This is a genomic window from Staphylococcus pseudintermedius, from assembly GCF_001792775.2.
In the GTDB taxonomy this organism is placed as follows: domain Bacteria; phylum Bacillota; class Bacilli; order Staphylococcales; family Staphylococcaceae; genus Staphylococcus; species Staphylococcus pseudintermedius.
In genome coordinates, this window is record NZ_MLGE02000011.1 from 64339 (window position 1) to 87299 (window position 22961).

26 protein-coding genes and 2 riboswitches are annotated in these 22961 nt (G+C 37.1%); of the genes, 18 read left to right on the forward strand and 8 right to left on the reverse strand.

All coding sequences use genetic code 11. The annotated features are described in order from the left end of the window. The first annotated feature begins 2 nt into the window (after positions 1 to 2). Positions 3 to 989, forward strand: a complete 987-nt coding sequence (menC, locus tag BJK46_RS08625; RefSeq protein WP_100006694.1) for an o-succinylbenzoate synthase — start codon at positions 3 to 5, stop codon at positions 987 to 989. On the opposite strand, the gene yidD is transcribed toward menC, so the two are convergent. Then, positions 965 to 1216 (reverse strand): membrane protein insertion efficiency factor YidD, encoded by a 252-nt coding sequence (yidD, locus tag BJK46_RS08630; protein WP_014613580.1) that lies wholly within the window; start codon positions 1214 to 1216, stop codon positions 965 to 967. The two genes, menC and yidD, sit on opposite strands and share 25 nt — an antisense overlap. A gap of 58 nt (positions 1217 to 1274) precedes the next feature. Here yidD and ytkD point away from each other — a divergent pair, with 58 nt between their 5' ends. Both ytkD and BJK46_RS08640 read left to right on the forward strand, forming a co-directional pair. Continuing rightward, positions 1275 to 1745, forward strand: a complete 471-nt coding sequence (gene ytkD, locus BJK46_RS08635; RefSeq protein ID WP_014613581.1) for an RNA deprotection pyrophosphohydrolase — start codon at positions 1275 to 1277, stop codon at positions 1743 to 1745. Next, entirely contained in the window at positions 1726 to 2502 is a 777-nt protein-coding gene (locus tag BJK46_RS08640) for an alpha/beta hydrolase family protein (RefSeq protein WP_165487156.1), read from the forward strand. The genes ytkD and BJK46_RS08640 overlap by 20 nt, the downstream gene beginning before the upstream one ends. A 397-nt stretch (positions 2503 to 2899) precedes the next feature. Here the strand turns inward: BJK46_RS08640 and pckA are convergent, their stop codons facing one another. After that, positions 2900 to 4480: a phosphoenolpyruvate carboxykinase (ATP) gene (gene pckA, locus BJK46_RS08645; RefSeq protein WP_103263598.1), complete on the reverse strand. Its 1581-nt coding sequence runs from the start codon at positions 4478 to 4480 to the stop codon at positions 2900 to 2902. 247 nt (positions 4481 to 4727) lie between these two features. Then, positions 4728 to 4839, forward strand: a riboswitch (SAM riboswitch). A gap of 104 nt (positions 4840 to 4943) precedes the next feature. Here pckA and metK point away from each other — a divergent pair. The 3 genes from metK to BJK46_RS08660 all read left to right on the forward strand — a co-directional run bounded on the left by metK (position 4944) and on the right by BJK46_RS08660 (position 8120). Then, positions 4944 to 6143 (forward strand): methionine adenosyltransferase, encoded by a 1200-nt coding sequence (gene metK / locus BJK46_RS08650; RefSeq protein ID WP_020219664.1) that lies wholly within the window; start codon positions 4944 to 4946, stop codon positions 6141 to 6143. Between the two features lie 87 nt (positions 6144 to 6230). Beyond that, complete coding sequence (locus BJK46_RS08655) at positions 6231 to 7142, forward strand: NERD domain-containing protein (protein WP_014613585.1); 912 nt, start codon at positions 6231 to 6233, stop codon at positions 7140 to 7142. A 141-nt stretch (positions 7143 to 7283) separates the two neighbouring features. Continuing rightward, entirely contained in the window at positions 7284 to 8120 is an 837-nt protein-coding gene (locus BJK46_RS08660) for an aldo/keto reductase (protein ID WP_063284448.1), read from the forward strand. 101 nt (positions 8121 to 8221) lie between these two features. Here BJK46_RS08660 and crcB (BJK46_RS08665) read toward each other — a convergent pair whose 3' ends face one another. The 3 genes from crcB (BJK46_RS08665) to BJK46_RS08675 are packed head-to-tail and all read right to left on the reverse strand — an operon-like array spanning position 8222 to position 9266. Continuing rightward, complete coding sequence (gene crcB, locus BJK46_RS08665; protein ID WP_103263513.1) at positions 8222 to 8569, reverse strand: fluoride efflux transporter CrcB; 348 nt, start codon at positions 8567 to 8569, stop codon at positions 8222 to 8224. Continuing rightward, positions 8566 to 8931, reverse strand: coding sequence for a fluoride efflux transporter CrcB (crcB, locus tag BJK46_RS08670; RefSeq protein ID WP_014613588.1), 366 nt, complete (start codon positions 8929 to 8931; stop codon positions 8566 to 8568). Before crcB (BJK46_RS08670) ends, crcB (BJK46_RS08665) begins: the two co-directional genes overlap by 4 nt. A 32-nt stretch (positions 8932 to 8963) precedes the next feature. Continuing rightward, positions 8964 to 9266 carry a hypothetical protein gene (locus tag BJK46_RS08675; RefSeq protein WP_014613589.1) on the reverse strand — a complete coding sequence of 101 codons (303 nt, stop codon included), beginning with the start codon at positions 9264 to 9266 and terminating at the stop codon, positions 8964 to 8966. A gap of 152 nt (positions 9267 to 9418) precedes the next feature. Here BJK46_RS08675 and BJK46_RS08680 point away from each other — a divergent pair, with 152 nt between their 5' ends. Both BJK46_RS08680 and BJK46_RS08685 read left to right on the forward strand, forming a co-directional pair. Continuing rightward, positions 9419 to 10129, forward strand: coding sequence for a transaldolase (locus tag BJK46_RS08680; protein WP_014613590.1), 711 nt, complete (start codon positions 9419 to 9421; stop codon positions 10127 to 10129). Positions 10130 to 10295: 166 nt separating this feature from the next. Next, on the forward strand, positions 10296 to 10745 hold the full coding sequence (locus tag BJK46_RS08685; RefSeq protein ID WP_014613591.1) for a hypothetical protein: 450 nt from the start codon (positions 10296 to 10298) through the stop codon (positions 10743 to 10745). 2 nt (positions 10746 to 10747) lie between these two features. Here BJK46_RS08685 and BJK46_RS08690 read toward each other — a convergent pair whose 3' ends face one another. Next, positions 10748 to 11179, reverse strand: a complete 432-nt coding sequence (locus BJK46_RS08690) for a competence protein ComK (protein ID WP_014613592.1) — start codon at positions 11177 to 11179, stop codon at positions 10748 to 10750. Between the two features lie 2 nt (positions 11180 to 11181). Continuing rightward, positions 11182 to 11703 (reverse strand): sigma-70 family RNA polymerase sigma factor, encoded by a 522-nt coding sequence (locus tag BJK46_RS08695; RefSeq protein WP_228064257.1) that lies wholly within the window; start codon positions 11701 to 11703, stop codon positions 11182 to 11184. Positions 11704 to 11867: 164 nt separating this feature from the next. Here BJK46_RS08695 and BJK46_RS08700 point away from each other — a divergent pair, with 164 nt between their 5' ends. The 7 genes from BJK46_RS08700 (at position 11868) to ribH (ending at position 18883) form a co-directional block, all read left to right on the forward strand. Next, positions 11868 to 12092 (forward strand): hypothetical protein, encoded by a 225-nt coding sequence (locus BJK46_RS08700; protein WP_014613594.1) that lies wholly within the window; start codon positions 11868 to 11870, stop codon positions 12090 to 12092. A gap of 156 nt (positions 12093 to 12248) precedes the next feature. Beyond that, entirely contained in the window at positions 12249 to 13112 is an 864-nt protein-coding gene (gene sagB / locus BJK46_RS08705) for a peptidoglycan release complex glucosaminidase SagB (protein WP_014613595.1), read from the forward strand. Positions 13113 to 13500: 388 nt separating this feature from the next. Then, complete coding sequence (locus tag BJK46_RS08710) at positions 13501 to 15069, forward strand: FAD/NAD(P)-binding protein (RefSeq protein WP_063284446.1); 1569 nt, start codon at positions 13501 to 13503, stop codon at positions 15067 to 15069. A 176-nt stretch (positions 15070 to 15245) separates the two neighbouring features. Further along, a riboswitch (FMN riboswitch) is annotated at positions 15246 to 15380 on the forward strand. A gap of 145 nt (positions 15381 to 15525) precedes the next feature. Beyond that, entirely contained in the window at positions 15526 to 16572 is a 1047-nt protein-coding gene (ribD, locus tag BJK46_RS08715; RefSeq protein WP_014613597.1) for a bifunctional diaminohydroxyphosphoribosylaminopyrimidine deaminase/5-amino-6-(5-phosphoribosylamino)uracil reductase RibD, read from the forward strand. A 4-nt stretch (positions 16573 to 16576) separates the two neighbouring features. Then, complete coding sequence (locus tag BJK46_RS08720; RefSeq protein ID WP_014613598.1) at positions 16577 to 17206, forward strand: riboflavin synthase; 630 nt, start codon at positions 16577 to 16579, stop codon at positions 17204 to 17206. 13 nt (positions 17207 to 17219) lie between these two features. Next, on the forward strand, positions 17220 to 18401 hold the full coding sequence (locus BJK46_RS08725; RefSeq protein ID WP_014613599.1) for a bifunctional 3,4-dihydroxy-2-butanone-4-phosphate synthase/GTP cyclohydrolase II: 1182 nt from the start codon (positions 17220 to 17222) through the stop codon (positions 18399 to 18401). 17 nt (positions 18402 to 18418) lie between these two features. Further along, positions 18419 to 18883, forward strand: coding sequence for a 6,7-dimethyl-8-ribityllumazine synthase (gene ribH, locus BJK46_RS08730; protein WP_014613600.1), 465 nt, complete (start codon positions 18419 to 18421; stop codon positions 18881 to 18883). 124 nt (positions 18884 to 19007) lie between these two features. On the opposite strand, the gene BJK46_RS08735 is transcribed toward ribH, so the two are convergent. Beyond that, positions 19008 to 19994 carry a proline dehydrogenase family protein gene (locus BJK46_RS08735; protein ID WP_014613601.1) on the reverse strand — a complete coding sequence of 329 codons (987 nt, stop codon included), beginning with the start codon at positions 19992 to 19994 and terminating at the stop codon, positions 19008 to 19010. A 485-nt stretch (positions 19995 to 20479) separates the two neighbouring features. Between BJK46_RS08735 and BJK46_RS08740 the strand changes: the two genes are divergently transcribed. The 3 genes from BJK46_RS08740 (at position 20480) to BJK46_RS08750 (ending at position 22890) form a co-directional block, all read left to right on the forward strand. Continuing rightward, positions 20480 to 20812: a hypothetical protein gene (locus BJK46_RS08740; protein ID WP_014613603.1), complete on the forward strand. Its 333-nt coding sequence runs from the start codon at positions 20480 to 20482 to the stop codon at positions 20810 to 20812. A 142-nt stretch (positions 20813 to 20954) separates the two neighbouring features. Then, entirely contained in the window at positions 20955 to 21779 is an 825-nt protein-coding gene (locus tag BJK46_RS08745) for an alpha/beta fold hydrolase (protein WP_014613604.1), read from the forward strand. Positions 21780 to 21939: 160 nt separating this feature from the next. Beyond that, entirely contained in the window at positions 21940 to 22890 is a 951-nt protein-coding gene (locus tag BJK46_RS08750) for an L-lactate dehydrogenase (protein WP_014613605.1), read from the forward strand. The last annotated feature ends 71 nt before the right edge of the window (positions 22891 to 22961 follow it).

Genomic DNA, 22961 nt, shown 5'->3' on the forward strand with positions numbered 1-22961 from the left:
CCATGGAATTAACTGACATGCAATTTTATCTTTATGAACCGTCATTTATCCATCCGATTCGTACGCCGAAAGTGACAATGACACATCGAAAAACATTGTTTGTGAAATGGACGGATGAAAAGCAGCAATCATGGTTTGGGGAGTGTAATGCGTTCGACACAGCTTGGTATTATCACGAGACGATAAACAATGTGATGCATGTCTTAAAGGTGTGGTTTGAAGGTGTACGTGGCCTTGATCTAGTGTCATTTGAAGAGGCGAAACAGTGTGTGGCAACGTTAAATCCATACCCAGCTGCTCGTGCCACAGTGATGATGGCGTTGTACCAAATGTTTCACAGCCTCGAATCATTTCACGTGCCAATGACGCTGACGATTAATGGTGACTTTACGGAACGCTTGATGCGACTCGATGGTGTAGGCCGGATTAAAATTAAATGGACATCACAAATGATAGAACAAGTGAAAATGTTAGCGACGATGTATCCGGATATTCCGATTTCAACCGATGCGAATCAAACGTTAACAGCGACAGATACCAAAATGTTAGAGCGATTAAAACCGTATCTTGCGTTTATTGAAGAGCCATTTGAAACATTGGATGTCGAAGCGGATTATACTGGTTTTCCATCGATTGCACTCGATGAACAGGCGACGTGTCTTACAACAATCGAACACCTCACCCAAAACCCGCATATCAAAACCGTCGTACTCAAACCATTTCGTTTAGGTGGGATAGATCGTGTGTTAGAAGCAATGCAAGTGTTGCAAAGCAAAGGGATTCATGTCGTTATTGGCGGAATGTATGAATGTGGGTTAAGTCGATATTTTACAGCTTGGCTTAGTCAATGGGGCGATTATGCAGGAGATGTGACCCCGGAAGGATTTTACTTTGAACGAGATGTGACAAACAATGTAGGACGGTTGCACGACGGACAGTTATATTTCGAACCGCCCGTAGTGAATCAGTCTTTATTATTACCGCTATGATGATGAGATGATTTTTTTAATGGTACAGGATCAAAGCCACCTTTATGAAACGGATGACATTTTAAAATGCGTTTCAAACCGAGCCAACTTCCTTTAAGTGCACCGTGAACTTGTATCGCTTCTAATGTATAATTGGAACATGTTGGATAAAAACGACACGAAGGCGGTGTCAGTGGCGAAATGAAACGCTGATAAAAACGGATAGCGTAAATAAACAGTGTTTTCATAGTCGAATCCTCCTTCAATCAATCATATTGTAACACAGAAAGAAAGGGCGTATGGGGCGTGAAGTTTACAGATGAAAATCAGCAAACTGTCATTTTAACGTTTAAAAATGATGCTGATGAAAAAGATGGGGGTCATGTGCTAGCGTTACCCATTTATGAACAACAATTGGTATTAACACACCATCAACAACGCGGCATTGAATTTCCAGGCGGTAAACGTGAAGTAGGAGAATCAAGTATAGAAGCATTAACGCGAGAGTTGTATGAAGAAACAGGGGCTATAGCTGAACATATTTATTATATTGCACAGTATGAAGTCCAGGGCGAACAGGATTGTTTTAAAAAGGATGTTTATGTCGTCATCGTTAATGCGATAGATCGCAATGTACACTATCATGAAACGATGGGTCCAATTTTAACGCATTCGATAGAGGCGATAGATGAAGCGGATAAAAGTTATTTATTAAAGGATCCTGCTATTTTACAATGTGTTGAAAGGATGAGCGTACTTGGCTTTTATCAAGAATAAAACAATGCCAGTCTTTTTAGAAAGTCACAAAGTAGAAGAATGGACGTATGAGGTCAATGGGCTACATGTGAAAGGATTAAATGTTGCACCGCATCAGCCTGTGAAACGCATTGTCATTTATTTACGTGGCGGCAAAGGCCAAGTCGGTCGTGTGCGTCTTGCGAGATTGTTGCAATTTACTACACTGGATACATTAGTGTTTGCGCCGTATTATCGTGGTAATAACGGGAGTGAAGGCAACGATGATTTTGCAGGTGCAGATTTGGCGGATGTTACGGTCGCAGCAGACATGTTAAAAGCACGTTATCCCCAAGCTTCATTACATCTGGTCGGCTTTTCACGTGGCGGTATCCAAGGATTATTAACGTTTCAAACAGTTGAAGCAGACAGTTACATCATTTGGGGTGGAGTGACAGATTTACATTTGATGTATGAAGAGCGTGTGGATTTACGGGGGATGCTCCGAAGAATGATTGGCCACCCTAAAAAAGATATCGCGGCTTACGAGTCACGAAATGCATTGAAAGACATATATGCGGGTGTACCACCGATATTGATCATTCATGGTGGCAAAGATGTACAAGTGGGCATTCATCAAGCGTACTTTTTAGAACAGCATCTGAAAAATGTCGGTGCACGGTTTGACACTTTATATCAAATGGATGAAGGGCATGTCCCGCGTCCACCTGCCATGAAACACGTGTTAGCGCGCATTCAACAATGGATGACGGACATCGAAACTGGCACGAAATTTTAAATACTATCACGTCATGTGTATGTCACGAAATGAACGTTAGAAATGTACGCTCATTTTGAAAAGGCATACGCATGACGTTTTTATTTTGTGCTCAAAGATTAAAAAGTTTGAGTGCCCACATTAAATTAAGATGCATGAATGATAACAGCATTGGCATTTTTTAGTAATATTATAAATAAGGTTACAATTATGACTTTTTGGTACTTTTGTTGATTCTAGAGTTATTTGAGTAGACTGCTATCATTTGAGGTAACAAAAAGAAGTTTTTGTAATATTCTAGGTCACGTCAGTGTTTCATAAGAATATATAGGTACGATCAGTTTAAACCTAATAAAAAGTAGTGTCATCTCTTGTCGAACAAAAAATAGACACTACTTTGTTAATATAATGCGATGGATTAACCTTTAAATCCACCGGCTGCTTCTAATTGTTGTGCATCTTCGCCAAATTTTTTGAAGTTTTCTTTAAAGCGACTGACAAGGTTTTGTGCTTGTTTTTCGTATGCAGTTGGGTCTGTCCATGCATTTTTAGGTTGTAAAATCGTTGTTGGGACATCTTCAATTTTAGTTGGAATCGATAAACCAAAAATGTCATCTTTTTCAAATGTAGCTGTTTTTAATTTACCGTTAATCGCGTCATTTACCATTTTACGAGTGTATTTTAATTGGATACGGTTACCGACACCATATTGTCCACCTGTCCAACCTGTGTTGACAAGGTAAACATCTACGTCGTGTTTGTCGATTAAGTCACCCAACAATTCAGCGTAGACTTCTGCACGTAACGGTAAGAATGGTGCGCCAAAACATGTTGAGAATGATGGTTGTGGCTCTGTTATACCACGTTCTGTACCTGCTAACTTAGATGTGAAACCACTTAAAAAATGATACATCGCTTGATCTTTATCTAATTTCGAAATCGGTGGCAGGACGCCGAACGCATCAGCTGTTAAGAAAATAATCGTATTTGGATGTGATGCTTTGGAAGGTAACACAATGTTATCGATATAGTTGATAGGATATGCGGCACGCGTATTTTCAGTATATTTGTTGTCATCAAAATCAATGTAACCCTGTTCATCAACGACTAAGTTTTCTAACACTGTTCCGTAACGGATGGCTTCAAAAATTTGTGGCTCTTTTTCTGCAGAGAGATTGATGGCTTTCGCATAGCAACCGCCTTCAATATTAAAGACACCATTTTCATTCCAACCGTGCTCATCATCACCAATCAATTTACGATTCGGGTCTGCTGAAAGTGTTGTTTTTCCTGTACCAGAAAGACCAAAGAATAATGCGACGTCACCTTTATCACCTACATTGGCAGAGCAGTGCATACTCATAATACCTTGTTGTGGCAATAAATAGTTCATAATGGAGAACACAGATTTTTTCATTTCCCCAGCGTATTCTGTACCACCGATTAAAATGATTTTATGTTTGAATGAAATGATGACAAATGTTTCAGAACGCGTGCCATCCACTTCAGGATTTGCTTTAAAGCGTGGTGCAGAAATAATCGTGAAGTCTGCTTTAATTTTTGCTGCTTCTTCTTTTGAAGTTGGCTTAATAAATAAGTTTTGAGCAAATAGATTATGCCATGCAAATTCGTTGATAACTGTGAGTTTCAGTTGTGATTCTTGGTCGCTACCTGCATAACCATTGAATACGAACAACTCATCTCTTTCATCTAAGTACTCCACAACTTTTTCATAAAGATTCAAGAATTTTTCTTCTGAAATCGGTTGGTTGATAGAACCCCAATCGATGTCGTCTTTAACTTGTGGATTGTCAACAATGAATTTATCTTTTGGAGAACGTCCCGTATACTCCCCAGTTTTCGCGTTGATTGCACCTAATTCTGTCAGTTCGGCTTCATTTCTCTTTAAAATTTTGTTGTACAATTCAGTCGTTGTGAGTTGAAAATGTGAACTCGGCTTGTTAGCTACTGTTTCAATCGCATGTTTGTCGAATGACATGATAATATCCCTCCAAAGTAATTTCGGCAATGTAAGCCTTTACAATTCAAGAGTATAACATATTCGTTAAATAATCCCTACTCAATTAAGAAAAAAATTAAGATAAAATAAAGAAAGTAAAGTAATGTTACACCAAAGTAGAAAAACAAATGCAAAGGATAAAGGTGCTTCAAACATCATTTTGAAAAGCCCAGTAAGATGAAATTGACATCGGTAATAAAGTTTTGTAATATGATTTTAACGGATTCTCTTATCCTGAGTGGTGGAGGGACATGGACCCAATGAAACCCAGCAACCTCTTTTAACGAAGAAAGGTGCCAAACCGTTTGCAGACACAATACTAGTCTGAACGATAAGAGCGAATGGACGTTAGAGCCTTCACTCTATTTTATAGTGTTGAAAGGCTCTTTTTTATTGAGCTCAGATAGAGAATGTTCGTAATACATACAAAAAGGAGTTTATTATGACTTATAACAGACGTTTATTCACTTCAGAATCAGTTACTGAAGGGCATCCAGACAAAATTGCCGACCAAATTTCAGACGCAATTTTAGATGAAATTTTAAAAGGAGACCCCAATGCGCGTGTAGCTTGTGAGACGACGGTAACGACAGGGATGGCTTTAATCGTTGGTGAAATCACGACGTCAACTTATGTTGATATTCCAAAAGTCGTTCGTGAAACTGTCAAAGAAATTGGTTATACACGTGCGAAATATGGTTATGATTACAAAACGATGTCAGTGTTAACAGCGATTGATGAACAATCACCTGACATTGCACAAGGGGTGGACCGTGCTCTAGAATACCGTGAAGCAGGAAACGAAGAAGTATTAAACACAGGTGCCGGTGACCAAGGCTTAATGTTTGGTTTCGCGACGAATGAAACAGATACATTCATGCCATTACCGATTGATTTGTCACATAAATTGTCAAAACGTTTATCAGAAGTACGTAAAAACGGTACTTTAGATTATTTACGTCCAGATGGTAAAGTTCAAGTTACAGTGGAATATGATGAAAATGATCAACCGAAACGTATTGACACGATTGTGATTTCAACACAGCATCACGAAGAAATTGAACTAGAAAAAATCCAAAATGATATTAAGGCATGCGTCATTTATCCAACTGTAGATGAACAATTATTAGATGAAGAAACAAAATTTTTCATCAACCCTACAGGCCGTTTCGTTATCGGTGGACCACAAGGTGACGCAGGTTTGACAGGACGTAAAATTATTGTTGATACTTATGGCGGTTATGCACGTCACGGCGGTGGTGCATTTTCTGGTAAGGATCCGACAAAAGTAGACCGTTCAGCTGCGTATGCGGCACGTTATGTGGCTAAAAATATTGTAGCAGCTCAGTTCGCTGATAAATGCGAAGTCCAATTGGCATATGCAATTGGGGTAGCACAACCTGTTTCGATTGCTATTGATACATTTGGTACTGGTAATGTAAGCGAAAATATATTAATCGAAGCGGTAAGACAAAACTTTGATTTACGCCCAGCAGGTATTATTCAAATGTTAGATTTACAAAAGCCGATTTATAAACAAACTGCGGCGTACGGTCACTTCGGTCGTAACGATGTGCAATTGCCATGGGAACGTACAGATAAAGTTGAAGTTTTACAAGAAACAGTGAATACATTAAAATAAAATTCTTGATGATAACTATCGCTAATTTTATAGTTATTTAATATAATAGAAATAACTGTAGAAAAGTGATAAAGGAAGGTATTGCTCATGACACAATTTGGTCCAATGGAAATCGGCCTCATTGCTGCGATTGTTGTAGCAGCATTATTCTTTATTTTGTTTTTAGTGGCATTGAAAAGCAAGAAGAAGGCGAAAGAAACTTATGCGAATCAATATCAAACAAAACAAGAGAAATTAACACACGAACATCAAGAAGAACTTGAAAAAGTCCGCATCGACAAGAAAAAAGCTGAAACACGTCATAAAGAAGAATACGAAACAATGGTATCTTCTAAAAACAGAGAAATCGATGCACTGAAACTGTTCTCTAAAAATCATAGTGAATATGTGACTGATATGCGTTTGCTTACCATTCGTGAGCGTTTAGTCAAAGAAAAGAGAATCCGTCCAGAAGATATGCATATCATGGCGAATATCTTTTTACCAACAAATGATTTAGAAGACATTACACGTGTCAGTCATCTTGTTTTAACACGCACAGGCCTTTATGTAATTGATTCAGAATTGTTAAAAGGCCATGTTTATCAAGGTATCAGTCAACAGCAGTTTTCTGATAATCCAATGATGGAACAAGTTTTTAAGACATTGGACTTAAGCCCAAAAACACCACAAACCGTTGTGTTAGATCAAAGCGACGCGTCTCACAATGCATTGTCAATTGTTGATTACACAGACCGTTTAGCGCATGTGGAAGCTTTAGCTGTGAAGTTACAACACGAGCTGGATTTGAAATATACACCAACACCGATTTTATATTTCAATCCGCGTCATGAAGATGATGTCACAATTTCAAATTATGCGTCACAAGGTGTTACAAAAGTATTAGTAGGTCCGGAACAGTTGAATGAATTTTTCAATCGTTTTGTGTTCCATGGACGTATTCAGTATGATGTGAACGATTTACAAAATATTATGGACGAAATTGAATCATTTAATTAAATATAATTAGGGCTGGGGTGTGATCTCCGGCTCTTTTTGTGTTGTTGAGGCGGGTGATATTCTATATTTTAGGTTGTATTGATTGCGCAATGACGTCACGATTCGATACGATAAGGTTAGATTACAAAGGAGCGATGACATATGAAACATGTAACATTTTATAATGGCAATCAAATGCCGCAAGTGGGTTTAGGTGTCTTTCGAGTTGAAAACAATGATACTGCAAAAGAAGCGGTTAAACATGCGATTAAAAGTGGCTATCGTAGTATTGATACTGCGATGATTTACCAAAATGAAGAAAAAGTGGGCGAGGGGATTCGCGAAGCTTTAGCGGAAACGGATTTAACGCGCGAAGATCTGTTTATTACGTCAAAATTATGGTTATCTGATTATGGTCGTGAAAATGTTGCAGCGGCATATCAGGCTTCATTAGAGCGCCTAGGACTCGACTACTTAGATTTGTATTTAGTGCATTGGCCAGGCTTAGATGAAGATGTCATGATTGATACGTGGAGAGGGATGGAAGAGCTATATCACGATCAAAAAGTGAAAAATATCGGTGTAAGTAACTTTAATGTGGAACATTTGGATAAGTTATTAGCAACTTCGCGGATTAAACCGGTCATTAACCAAGTGGAATTCCATCCATATTTAACGCAAAAACGTTTACGCGTGTATTTAGAAGCGCAAAATATCCATATGGAATCTTGGTCACCACTAATGAACGCACAAATTTTAGAAGATGATACTGTGAAGCAAGTGGCTGCTGAAGTTGGCAAGTCACCAGCACAAGTGATTATTCGTTGGAACTTGCAACATGGGGTTGTCACAATTCCTAAGTCAATCACACCAAGTCGTATTGAAGAGAATTTAAATGTATTTGACTTTGAATTATCGCTTGGTCAAATGGAAGTTTTAGATGGATTGAATGAAGATCGTCGTATTGGACCTGATCCATTACATTTTGATGGTAAGTAATTGTCAACGTTTATGTAAATATAGATTTTTGATACATTAAAGGAGCTAAGGAAACGTAATGTCCTAGCTCCTTTAACTTTTATACATAAGATTTTAAGTTGCTACAACTGCATGCCGATGAAACAGAGTACAAAACAGCCGATATATTGGCATGTGCTATACCAAATGAATCGGCCCCACGTTTTGGAATACAACATTTGAAATAGTTCCAAAGTTAATGTTGAAAATGTTGTAAAACCACCGAGTAAACCTGTGATGATTAACAGCTTTAATTCAGGTGATAACAATGTAAAGTGGTTGAAATAACCAATACAAAACGAACCGATAAGATTAACGATTAACGTCGCGATAGGAAATGATGTGTTCATATAACGTGATGTTATCGCACTGATGAAGCCACGTAATACAGCTCCGATGCCACCGCCTAATGCCACGAATAACATGGTCATGCATGCACACCCCCTAATTTGTAGCCTAAGTAACAACAGATGAGGCCGCCACAATAGCTACACAATCCATATATGACTAAATTGAACCAGTCTAACTGTTGTGCCAGTGTGACAAGTTCTAATTGAAAAGTGGAAAATGTCGTTAATGCACCTAAAAATCCTGTTGTGAGTCCTAGTTTAAGTTTCGGATAGCTTGAATTCCAATGATGAAGGCGTACTGTGAAATAACCCATTAAAAAGGCACCTAACAAATTTGCAATGAAGGTGCCTATCGGTAAATGATATCCAATTGTTATGAAGCTCGTTTGCCATCTCAATAGTGCACCTATGCAGCCACCTAAAAAGATTAAAATATACTTCAAAATATCACCATTTCTCTTCAAATTTCTTAATTTTAAATGATGCCAAATGTGTAAAGTGAAGCAAGTAGATGGACCACTAATACAATGAGTAGTAATAATGGTTGTATTTTCGAGGCTTTATGAATCCAATTGCGACGCTCTGGTAAATGTTTAATAGATTTGTCGGCAAAACGAATGGCGATCAACAATATTAAACAATTAACGACACTACATACAAAAATGAGTTTAATAATAGATGTGAAGTGTGCGTTAAGTAATGGATTAAGCGTATTAAAATAAAGACTGATTAACATTAACAACACGGATAAGTAAAAGTATTTCTTAGATTTAGACATCATATGCCTCCTTTTCATATCGCTTGTTATCATATCATATTTTTGAATTCATTTACATCTGGTTAAAAATTTTGTAAGCGTAAAAATGGCATTGAGGACATAAAAAATGTTATAACGTTAGTATGATAAAAATATCAAGGAGGCATAATTAAATGGCTGATTTAAAAGTACGCGTATTTGCTGATGGTGCAGACATCGAACAAATGAAGAAAGCATATCAAAATAAAGAGGTAGACGGTTTTACTACAAACCCAAGCTTAATGGCGAAAGCAGGCGTAAAAGATTACATTGAATTTGCTAAAGAAGCAGTTGAAGCGATTCCTGATGCTTCTATCTCATTCGAAGTGTTCGGTGACGACATGGAAACAATGGAAAAAGAAGCTGAAATCATCCAACAATTTGGTGAGAACATCTTCGTTAAAATCCCCGTTGTGAACACTAAAGGGGAGTCTATGATTCCACTTATCAAAAGCTTATCAGCTAAAGGCGTAAAACTTAACGTTACAGCTGTATACACAATTGAACAAGTTAAAGAAATCACTGAGGCTGTAACTGCTGGTGTTGAAACATACGTATCAGTATTCGCAGGTCGTATTGCTGACACAGGTGTAGACCCAATGCCATTAATGAAAGAATCAGTTGAAGTGACTCACAGCAAGGAAGGCGTGCAACTTTTATGGGCAAGCTGTCGTGAATTATTCAACGTCATCCAAGCTGATGAAATTGGTGCAGACATCATTACTTGTCCTTCAGATGTTGTTAAAAAAGTATCAAACATCGGTCGTGACATCAATGAATTATCAGTAGACACAGTTCAAGGTTTCGCTAAAGACATCAAATCTTCAGGTCTTAGCATTTTATAATTTGACAACGACATCATTTACAAAAAGCACATGTGCGTGGGCTGAAATCGAGTCAATGATAGATTTCAAAACCCGCACGCATGTGCTTTTTTGAGTTGAATGGCGCTTGCAATACATCTCAATTTTAGCTATGCTTTGTTAAGTAAAAGACATAAAGGAGTCTAATATGCGAAAAGACGTATTTGAGTATAAAGTGAAGAAAGAGTTATGGTATCTCAATCGCCGCGAAAAAAATGCGCTAACACAATATTTTGAAAAGCATCGTGTTGAAACTATCCAACAACAATTTTCGACACCACGCCGTTTTGTAAATGATTATTTGCAACATGAAGTTTTTGGGACACGTATTGTTTCATCGGGTCATTTAGTTACATCATTGGTTGGCTTACTTGTTTCGAATATTTTGTTGCTCGGTTTATTTATTACTGGCTTGCTACTGAGTTTAAGTGCGGTGAATTACTTTATCCAACCTCAAGTGACATTATCTGTAGGTACCGTGATCGCTGTTTTATTCGGTGCGATTGTATTAATGATTGGGACGGTTTATTTGATGAAACGTGTCAACGCATTTTTCACCAAAAGATTGTTGTTGTATAAATTTAATAAAGTGAATTAAAGTTACATTAGTGCTGTGAGTAAATAAGCGTCTTTCCATTTTCGAACGAATTGATTTAAAGGCATTGGGACAATGAGTGACAAGTTGTTGTTAAAATGAATGCGTGTATTTTGCTGATGTGACGAAGCGGCGATAACGTGTGTGACATTAATATAATATTGAATGGCTGCGCGTTGTGATTGAAGTGGACAAAGTATCAGTGATTTGCTCAAAAATATCGGGATCATTTGATGTACTTTCAACGTCTCGCTCGCAATTTTTTGTTGCGTACGTACATCTCTTTGAAATTGATAAGCCAGTTGGTCAATATACTGTTTCATCGACATTTGGCTTCGTTGTTCATGCGTGAGATGTTGAATAACCAATTGATGCCCTATTGATTCTGACGATTTAATATAAAGTATGTTTTCGTATTGTGGTTGTGTGACAGTCATGGCTAAAATCCTTTCTTTAAATCATCTTGTGTCAATACTTGTTTGATATGACGGAAGGTGGCAATTTTATATTTACGAACCGTGGTAGCTGATACTTGCATCAGCTGTTGAATCTCTTTTTGCTGATAACCTTGCAAATAAAAGCGAAACCAAGTGCGATGTGTCGGTTTTAAAGTTCGTATGATATCTTCAAGCATCAAATTCAAATGTGATGTCGACATGTCTTTCAGTTGATTGGCTGATGTATCCAGTGGTGTTGTTGTCAACGGTGTATGTGCCGAGCGTAATAAATCGATTAAATAATATTTCAGTTGATAATTGATATACGTTTTAAAAGACTGATTAAAAGTCGCATCATATTTCATTGAAAGTTCCCATAACCGTATCGACAACAATTGGAAGTATTCATCATAATTATACGAAATTTGATACTGATGTAGTAAAAAATGTATGAATTTATAGTATTGAGCATAAAGTGTATCAAAAATGATATCAATCACTCCTTTTCTAATTTGACCGGTCAATGGAGTTATACCATAGCGAAATGATTGTGACATTTTACTTTTTGTGCTATTTTATGTTTAATACAAGAATGAGACACTGTTTTATCGCTATTTTTTTAATGAAACGGTGTATAAGGACGCAATTAAGACATTTCGACCATTACAAATGTATAGAGGAGGATATTATGGATTACGAACATTTAAATTTAGAGCATTTCTTTGCGCGTAATGACGATTTGGACATCATTAGAGATCGTTCAGAGTTCGTTATGATTAATAACATGACAAAAGAAATGATGTATCGTGACGGTGATGTAGAAGGAACGATTAACCTTGCACGCTATTACTATAAAAATCGTTCTCAAGCAGCAAGTTTCATTATGATGGATTACCACCGTGAAGAAAAATAGTAATGGATTAGTTTACATATTCATTACTATTTTTTTATGAATTTGTAACAAGAGATGAAACCAATTGTACAGAGTCGTGTAAGGTGGTAAAATTTGAAGTCAAGCGAGTAAATTTAATTTATGTAACAATATGAAACATTCTGAAGAGGTGTGTTTATGAGAAAGCACAAGAAAGGTTCCATCCTTGCTGTCCTTGCATCTTTAATGATTGCTGCAGCTGCAGGTTTTTTCTTTTTCAAGATGATTGAAGATCAAATATTCTTTAAAAGTGTTGACCAAGTTGAACGTGTTGAAAAGTTAGATGTGACGTTAAAACAAGCATCTGAAAAGCAAATTGATAACTACACAAGCCAGCAAGTTTCAAATAAAGACCATACCAATTGGCGTGACGCTTCAGATTCTGAAATTCGTCAAGCGATGGATAGTTCATCTTTTATGGATGACAAGCGGCAGAAATATCAATTTTTAGAATTGTCAAAGTATCAAGGTATTGATAAAAACAGAATTAAACGGATGTTACGAGATCATCCGACATTGTTAGCACATACGGATGATTTTGTGAATGCGGCGAAAGCCAAACAAGTTAATGAAGTGTATTTGATTTCACATGCGCTTTTAGAGACAGGCTCAGTCGTTTCTGAATTGTCGAATGGTGTGGAAATTGACGGGAAAAAATATTATAACTTTTATGGTGTCGGTGCATTAGATGAAGCGCCTGTTAAAACCGGTGCAGAATATGCGAAGAAAAAGGGTTGGGATACACCAGAAAAAGCCATTAATGGTGGTGCAGCGTTTATTCACGACCACTACTTATCTAACCCAAACCAAAACACATTATATAGTATGCGTTGGAATCCTAAAAATCCTGGTGAACACCAATATGCTACAGACATTAACTGGGCTAAAAGTAATGCGGTGATTATGGCGGATTTCTATAAAGATATGAAAACGGAAGGTAAATATTTTAACTGGTACGTATACAAAGATGATAAAAAGCATCAAGATGGTCATAACTATTAAATCCATTTTGATTAATATTGAACGAAAAGGTTGAGTTGTCACGGTATTCATGTGAACGACTCAACCTTTTTTATTGCTGCATAAATACGAGATTACTCAGCTTTATTGTTACGACCGAGTACAAAAAATAAGATGACTGTTGAAATAATCACTTTGACAATCATTTTTAACATAGTACGCACTCCTTTATGTCTCAAGTGTACTATGCGTGTGAATTGTAATCAAAGTAAATGTGTGACGTTTACGATTCTTACTGCTCAAATTTTGTACATCATTAATGACTCGAACAGGACCAATACGATAGTAAAATGTAAAATGATTAATTAATAGGTATCATTCAGGGTATAATAGAGAAGCAATGTACAAATTAGAGTAAGGATGGTGCAAAATGAGAGTAGCCATTGTTGGAATGGGAACAGCAGGTGTGAGCGTTTTGCGACAGCTCGTAAAATATAAGCAATTTAAGAAGATTGAAGTAGATTTATATGATAATGCTTATAACATGGGGCAAGGAGAACCTTTTCAAAATGATAGTGAAGATTTTTTGATTAATGTGCCTGTTGATCATTTATCATTAAACGTCGATAACATTCTAGAATTTAGAGAATGGTATAACGAACAAGATACGTTTGATTACGGTGATGCGGATTATTTGCCGAGATACGTATTTGGTCACTATATGAAAAGTTATTTAGAACAATTTGACACAACATTTGAAAATGTCAATGTCATCAAACAAGAAGTGACGCATATGTATATTGAAGAGCAAGAAAGTGAAATTACTCCTAAACGTATTGTCGTATGTACAGGGAACGATGTCGATTCGTGTCAAAAATATGATTATGTGTTCTTTACGACTGGTACGATGTCTTACAACGATCCATTTGATTTAAAAGGACTAAAAGGGTACATTCATTCACCTTATCCTGCTAATCAAACGTTAGCTGAAGTAGATGATGACGATGCTGTGGCGATTATTGGGACAGGATTAGCAAGTTTAGATGTTGTACGTCACGCATTAAGTCATCATCAGCGTAAACCGATTGTGATGGCGAGTCGTAGTGGTAAATTACCGAGTGTGCGTGGAACGATGCAGGATATTACCTTTCAATTTTTAACATTGGAAAATTTTGATGCGCTGAAGGCAGAAAACATGGGTGTCGTTCCATTAGAAGACGCTGTAGCATTGTTTAAAAAAGAATTTGAAGTACGAGATATACCATTAGAAAAATTATTGAAACGTCGTAAATATGATGCGATTCGTGACTTGAATTATGATTTGAATCATCCGGAAGAAGTCGGTGCATTACAAAGTATGTTTGAAACGTTAAAAGAAAATATGAATTGGATTTGGAATAGTTTAAGTCGTGAAGACCAAGAACAATTTATCAACAAATACCACCGCTACATGAAAGAGAATACAAATCCAATGCCTAGAGAAACAGCACAATTGTTGGTGGAAGAAATCAAAGCTGGCCATTTACAAGTGTTGTCTGGTTTGGAGCATGTGCGTCAATTTTACGGTAAATACCGTTTGCGCTTTAAAAATGTTCATGAAGAAATGAAAATGGATGTCGTCATTAATGCGACGGGTCCGAAAAAACATTTGAGTCAATTAGATGATGACGATGCATTACTTCTAGATGTGGCGAATCGTCAAATCGTCCAGGCACATCCTCTTGGTGGGATCCAAATCGTGCCATCAACGAATGAAGTCATTAGTCCGTTATATGGTACACTCAACAACATGCGTGCAATTGGACAAATGACAAACGGTGTTAACTTTGAACGTAATGGCGTGAGCATGATTATTCAACAGGCAGTCAGTGCGGTAGAAAACTTATATGACACCTATAAAGCAAAAAAGGCTCTAGAAAAAGAAGCGCGCAAACAACAAAAGAAAGCGGAAGAAAAAGCAAAAAAGAAAAAAACGAAGAAGAAAAAGAAGAAAAAATAAAGACGCTGTTTTAGGGCGGAGAGAGCTTTAATGTTGTGATAAATCATTATATTATTAATTGGTGATGCTGAAGATTTGATGTTCAATCAATTGTAAATTTTAAAAAGATACGCTAATATAGACGCATGGACTTTTGATAGGTCCATGTGTATCTTTTATTCTCAATACAATTTCATATATTCTTTCGGGGCTGGGTGAAATTCCCAACCGGCAGTAAAATATAAGCCTGCGACCCGTATCATTGATTTGATATGGCTGATCTAGTGAGAATCTAGAGCCGACAGTTAAAGTCTGGATGGGAGGAAGAATAGTGACGACATTTTTTCACATACAATATGTGAGTTTATTTGTCGTATCCAAATTTTGAATGAAAAAGAATCAATGTGTTTTGATCACTTTTCATACATCCTACCACTCGAAGTCGACAATCGAGTGGTTTTTTATTGAGGTGAAAGTATGAACCATTATTTAGACTATGCGATACAATTGGCAGAAATGACACAAGGCCAAACTGGAACGAATCCAGCAGTAGGAGCCGTCATTGTGAAACATGGGCGTATCATCGGTTTTGGTGCACATTTAAAAAAAGGTGAACGCCATGCTGAAATTCAAGCGATTGATATGGCCGGTGCTAAACACGTTAAAGGTGCTACGATTTACGTCTCCCTTGAACCGTGTTCACACTACGGCAGTACACCTCCATGTGCACAACGTATCATTGACACTGGTATAGCGAAAGTCGTTTATGCTGCCAAAGATACCACATTACAAGAAACAAGCCATGACGTGATGGTGCAACATGGTATTGAGGTGGAATATCGTCCACATCCACGTGCCGAGCAATTGTATGCCGCTTTTTATCGCAGTAAAGAAGGTGCTGTTCCCATTGTGACAGTTAAGGTGAGCGCCAGTATAGATGGTAAACAAGCGACGGATCATTTTGAAAGTCAATGGATTACTTCTAAACAAGTAAAGGCAGATGTTTTCCAATTGAGACATTCTCATGATGCGATAATAACTGGAAATGGCACGCTAACACATGATAATCCAAGTTTAACGACACGCGTGGAAGATGGACATCATCCAGCGAAAGTGATTTTATCGCGCTCCGGCAAAATCAACTGGGATGCACAACTTTTCCAAGATCATGTGACACCGATTTATATTTATACTGAAAATCAAGCACTCACTTCATCATTCGACCATGTTGAAATAATTCAGCAAACCGACATTCAAATTGAAGATGTGCTCAAAGATTTATATCAAAAAGGTTATGGTCATGTCCTTGTCGAAGCAGGCCCTAATGTAACTTCACAATTTTTAGCGTCTCGTTTGGTGACGCACTTCATCCTATATTTAGCCCCGAAAATCATAGGTGGTCAAGGTGTGAATCAATTTTATCAAACTCCATTGGTGACCCCTTTAAACCAACTTCCACAATTTGAAATTGTACAAACTGACATAATAGATACCGATTTAAAACTCCGAATGCAAAGGAAGTGACGACATGTTCACAGGTATCGTTGAAGAGGTCGGTACAGTTCAACATATTCAAAAACGTAACCCTACAACAGCACTGACAATTCAATGTAAAAAAATATTAGACGATATGCATATAGGCGACTCGATTAGTGTGAATGGTACATGTCTGACTGTGACGCGCTTTGATCAATATAGCTTTACAGTCGATGTCATTCACGGAACTGAAAATAAAACCTATTTAGCAGATTTAAAAACGAATGATACCGTTAATTTAGAACGTGCATTATTAGCTACTGGGAGGTTAGGTGGCCATTTTGTACAAGGTCACGTCGACGGTAAAGGCGTGATTCAACACATTCAAACATCCCAAAATGAATGGATTTATACAATTAAAGCTGAACCGTGTCTAATCGATCAAATGATTCCACAAGGGTCGATTGCTGTTGATGGTATCAGTCTAACGGTTTTTAAAAAATTTAGAGATTGTTTTGATATTCATTTAATTCCAGAAACACGTAAAGCAACCATTCTTGCTGACAAAAAACAAGGTGATCCGGTGCATTTAGAAACAGATATGCTCTTTAAATATGTCCAAGCCATCACAAAGGAAAAATCACAGCTGTCAGTAGAAGAATTATTGAATGCAGGTTTTTAAGGAGGGGCGTTACATGCAATTAGACAAAATTGAAGAAGCGTTAGAAGCATTGAAACAAGGCGGCACGATTATTGTCGTTGATGATGAAGATCGCGAAAATGAAGGTGATCTTGTTGCAATTACAGAGTGGATGGATGAAAACACAATTAATTTTATGGCGACCCACGGGAGAGGCCTCATTTGTACACCAATTACAGCAGAGATTGCCCAACAAGCGGGACTTGATAATATGGTCGAACACAATCGCGATCCCCACGGTACGGCATTTACACAAAGTATTGACCATGTGCAATCAACAACAGGAATTAGTGCTTTTGAAAGAACAGTAACAGCGAGAGCATTGATAGATGAAAAAATGACTGCTGAAACATTTCATCAACCTGGTCATATCTTTCCGTTAATCGCTAAAAAGCATGGGGTCCTCGAACGTCGGGGGCACACTGAAGCGACAATCGATTTGGCGAAGTTAACAGGGGCACGTCCAGCCGGTGTGATATGTGAAATTATGAATGATGACGGGACGATGGCCAAAGGAGAACAATTAGAGCGGTTTAAAGCGCAACACAACTTGAAAATGATTTCGATTGAAGATATTGTTGCATATATTAAATCACAACGTACATTGATTTCAGTGGAAGCGAAAATTAAATTACCAACCCAATTTGGTGAATTTGACATGTATGGTTTTACTTCAAATATTGACGGAGAAGAACATTTAGCGCTCGTCAAAGGTGACATTCAACCCACGATGAATGTCCGCGTCCATTCCGCTTGTGCGACAGGTGATATATTTCATAGTGAAAGATGTGACTGTGGTGAACAGTTAGAGGCGTCAATGGCGTATATCCAACAACACGGTGGCATGTTGCTCTATTTGCCTCAAGAAGGGCGTGGCATTGGTTTAATGAATAAACTAAAAGCTTACGAATTAATTGAACAAGGCTATGATACCGTTTCAGCGAATGAAGCACTTGGATTTGAGCCGGATTTACGTGATTATGACATTGCAGCGCAAATTTTAAAGCATTTTAATATTACAACGGTTAATCTATTGAGCAATAACCCTGAAAAATTATTAGGATTACAGCGCTATGGTATCCAAATTGGTAAACGTATCCCAGTCATCACTGAAACGAATGTGCACAACCATGATTATATGCAAGTGAAAAAATTACAAATGGGTCATTTAATATAAATAGAGGAGGAAGTATGATGAAATTCGAAGGTCAATTAAATGGTAAAGGTTTAAAAATTGGAGTTGTGGTGGGTCGTTTTAATGATTTAATTACAGGACGTTTATTAGATGGGGCTCAAGATGCATTGAGAAGACATCAAGTGGCAGAAGATAGTATAGATGTCGCTTACGTACCAGGCGCCTTTGAACTTCCAATCGTCGCTAAAAAAATGGCACAAACAGGCAAATATGATGCTGTCGTAACATTAGGATGTGTCATTCGTGGTGCAACATCGCATTATGATTATGTCTGTAATGAAGCGGCTAAAGGGATTGCGAAAGCGAGTGATGATACGGGCGTGCCAGTTATTTTTGGTGTATTGACGACTGAAAATATTGAACAAGCGATTGAGCGCGCAGGTACAAAAGCAGGCAATAAAGGTGCAGAATCTGCAGTCGGTGCTATTGAAATGGCGAACTTACTTCGACAAATGAACGCTTAATCGACATCAAATACGTGTATTTAAAATAGATGAGTAGCGTCTATGCCGTTAAACCCAAGTTAAAAAGACAAGGACTGGGACATAATATCCCAGTCCCTGCTTTCTATTTATGTGCTGATACTCTTTAAGGTTTACGCTTCAAAATTTTAAATAACGCAAGTGTGCCTAACGTGGCACCTGCAACAGAAATTAACGCTTTTGGTTTCACAAACTCTTTAAGCGCTAGTGTGATATTTTGAGGTCTTTCTGCTAAACGCCGCATGAAATAACCGAACCAATCATCACCAAATGGGACATAAATCGTAAAGTTGTAACCTTCATTTGCAATTTCTTCAGCGAGTTCGGATCTAAAGCCATAAAGCATTTGGAACTCAAATTTTGATTTATCGATATCATGTTTTTTAACAAATTCTTTCACATGATTAATAATGCGATGATCATGTGTTGCAATCGACGTAAAGTTTTTCGCAGTCAATAAACGTTTTTCAATTAAGCGAATATAATTTTCATCGATTTCTTCTTTTGCTTGATATGCAATGTATGGTGATTCTTTGTAAGCCCCTTTAACGAGTCGTAAGCGTAAGTCTGGATATTTATCAATCAATACGTCTGCTTTGAATAGATAAGCTTGAATGACGGTACCCACATTGTTAAACTCAGGCTTTAAACGGTCTAATGTTTGTGTAATATCGAATAAGCTATCATATTTTTCCGTGTCAATGTTGATATGCATATGATCGTATTCTTGCGCTTTAGAAACGATTTGATGAATGTTACGATATGCAAGTGCACGGTCAAATTCACTACCGAGTTGACTCAGTTTGACAGACATGTGTGCGTCTAATTGATGTTTATGAATCGCTTCCATCACTTTTAATATATTATTTTTCGCTTCAATAGCATCTCGTTCGTTATTCACAAATTCACCGAGATTATCTACTGTAGCTGAAATATTTTTCTCATTCAGTCGTTTAATCGTTTTAATCACATCATCAATTGTATTTCCCGCGACTACTCTGTTTGCCCCTAATGAAGGCCCAATGATTTTCGCTGCTGAATTTAAAAATGCATTATTAGACAATGCGATAAAAAAGTGTTTGACTAAGGCCATGCCGAATTCCTCCCATTATGTTTCTGATGTAATATCAGTGTATCATGAAGAGATAAGGGAAGAAAACGTTTTCATATAAAAAGGTGCGAATTTTACAAAGTTGAGTGGTGACGGCATAATTAAATGTAAAAAAGGTTATAAAAAGAGTATTCATTATATATGGATTAATGGTGTGCTTCTATCGTAATCGGCTCTTGAGCGATCGCTGTGATGAGTGGTGTACATAAAAATAGGACGATGCAAAACAAACATTTATAAACGAGCTTCATCATGAACTCCTTTAATCTGACTTTGTTTATTTTCAATATAGCACGTTCATGTCAAGCTATGATGAAATCATTGTGAAGTTCCTCTAAACATCATAAAGGACTGTCATGAATATTAACATTGTGTAAATGATTGACCTGAATCTTTACGATATCTTTAAATAGCAGACAAGTGAAACGTGATAAAATAAAGTGAAAACGATTTGAGGGAGATAGGTAATGTTTAGAGATATGGCATTCTACATTTTTGGGACGCAGTTAGATACATTTGTGCAGTATTTTATATTTGAACTGATTATATTGGTCGTTATCGGTTTAATATTAGGTTTTTTAACAAAGAAAATTTGGCCAGTTATCGTAGTCATTGTAGGTTTGAATGTGATCGACGTCGGCATTTTAGCACAATTCAATGTAAGCCAAGGTGAGGGCACTTTCTTTGGACAATTGATGTTACTCTTAGTGGCAAAATTTTTCCCTACATTTTATGAAATTTTACTAACCGTACTATTATTACGTGTCGATTGGATGCGTAAAATATTTAAACTTGTATAAAATAAATGCAACACGTGAAAAGGTTGTGGCACTCGGTCATGAAGGATTCACGTGTATTTTTATGTTTTTAGTCGCGATGAGTAGGGAAGTCACGCTATAATAGATGTTATAATACATAGAATTAAAGGAAGGATAATGTAGTATGTGGAAATGGGAAACTGAAGGTGAGGCTAAAGGGGTCATCGTCATTGTACATAACATGTTAGAACATACAGGACGTTATGCCTATGTTATTACACATTTAAAACGCAATGGCTACCATGTTATTATGGGTGATTTGCCAGGACAAGGCCAAACTTCACGTATGAACAAAGGGCAAATCCAAAGCTTTGAAGTCTACCAAGAGCGTGTGTTGGAATGGGTAGAAATTGCTGAAGAATATCATTTGCCTATTTTTATGATTGGTGTCGGATTAGGTGGTTTGATTTGTTTAAATTTATTAGAAAAAGTGCAATTGGATATCGAAGGTTTAATCTTACTTTCGCCACTGCTCGCATTTCAAAAACATTATAAAACTCGTAAAAATATTTTAGCATCCAACATTGGCGACATTTCAAAAGGCACAAAGTTTGATATAGGCATTGAAGCTGAGGTACTGACACGCAATCCAGAAGTCCAAGAAGAAACACGAAATGACCCGATGATGTTAAAAAAAGTGAGTTATCATTGGTATAAAGAAGTTGTACGTACCATGAAAGACACAGCCGACCATCTTCATAAATTAACGGCAAAACCGATGTGTGTCATGTATGGAACGGCTGATCAGATTTCTGATACTGAAGTGACGCACCAATTATTGCACTCATTGAATTTAGATGAAGTTTATTTTAAAGCGTGGCCACTTCTTGCACATGAGATTCATAATGAACCCGAACGTGAAGCTGTCATGCGTTATATTTTAAGCTTTTTAAACAATCGGGTGTATGCGGCAGGCTATTTAGTTGAAGATGAAAATAGTCTTAAATAAGTTAAAAATATACAAAAAGTATAGGATAAATGATTAATTTTCGTTTGTCCTAAAATTTTATCATTGAAAGAATATGGAAAACGTGTTAAGTTATATATGTGAAAAGAATCACAAGTAATAAATAGTGAACAAATTTGGCATAGTTAGGAGAGTGTTTTTCATGAAGACAAAAGGTAATAAAGTAGTATTAGTAGGTAATGGTGCAGTGGGTGCAAGCTATGCCTTTACAATGATGAGTCAAGGTGTAGCAGATGAACTGGTTATTATTGATATCAATAAAGATAAAGTGCTTGGAGATGTATTAGATTTAAACCATGGTGCACCGTATGCAGATTCCCCAGTTAAAGTCGTAGCAGGTGAATACTCTGACTGTGGTGATGCAGATTTAGTTGTGATTTGTGCAGGCGCGCCTCAAAAAGTTGGCGAAACACGTTTAGACTTAGTAGAAAAAAATGCAAAAATTTATAAAGATATTGTGACTTCAATTATGGATAGCGGTTTCGATGGTATTTTCTTAATCGCAGCCAACCCAGTAGATATTTTAACTTACGTTACTTTAAAATACTCAGGCTTACCAAAACACAAAGTTATCGGTTCAGGAACAATTTTAGATACAGCACGTTTCAGACATTTAATTAGTGAAGCCTTCGATGTAGCACCTGCAAGTATTCATGGTTATATCATTGGTGAACACGGTGATTCTGAAGTGCCAGTATGGTCTGGCGCAACAATTGCAGGTGTTTCAATTTATGAACAATTGAAAAACGACCCTGAAAAATCACATTTAATTGAAGATATTTATGTGAATACTCGTGATGCAGCTTATGACATCATTAAAGCAAAAGGTGCAACATACTACGGTGTGGCAATGGGATTAATGCATATTTCAAAAGCCATCTTAAAAAATCAAAACATCGTATTAACAGTGTCTAGTTACTTAGAAGGTGAATACGGTCATGAAGGTGTGTACACTGGCGTGCCGACAGTGATCAATGGCGATGGTGCTTCACGTGTCATTGAAACACCATTAAATGACGATGAAAAAGAAAAATTTGCTAAATCTGTTAAAATTTTAAAAGATATGCAAGATTCTATTTCTCACCTTTTCTAATGAAAAATAATAAATAAATAGAGTTTTAAATGGTCCTATCTCTTTTTGTAGAGTGTAGGGCCGTTTTTTGC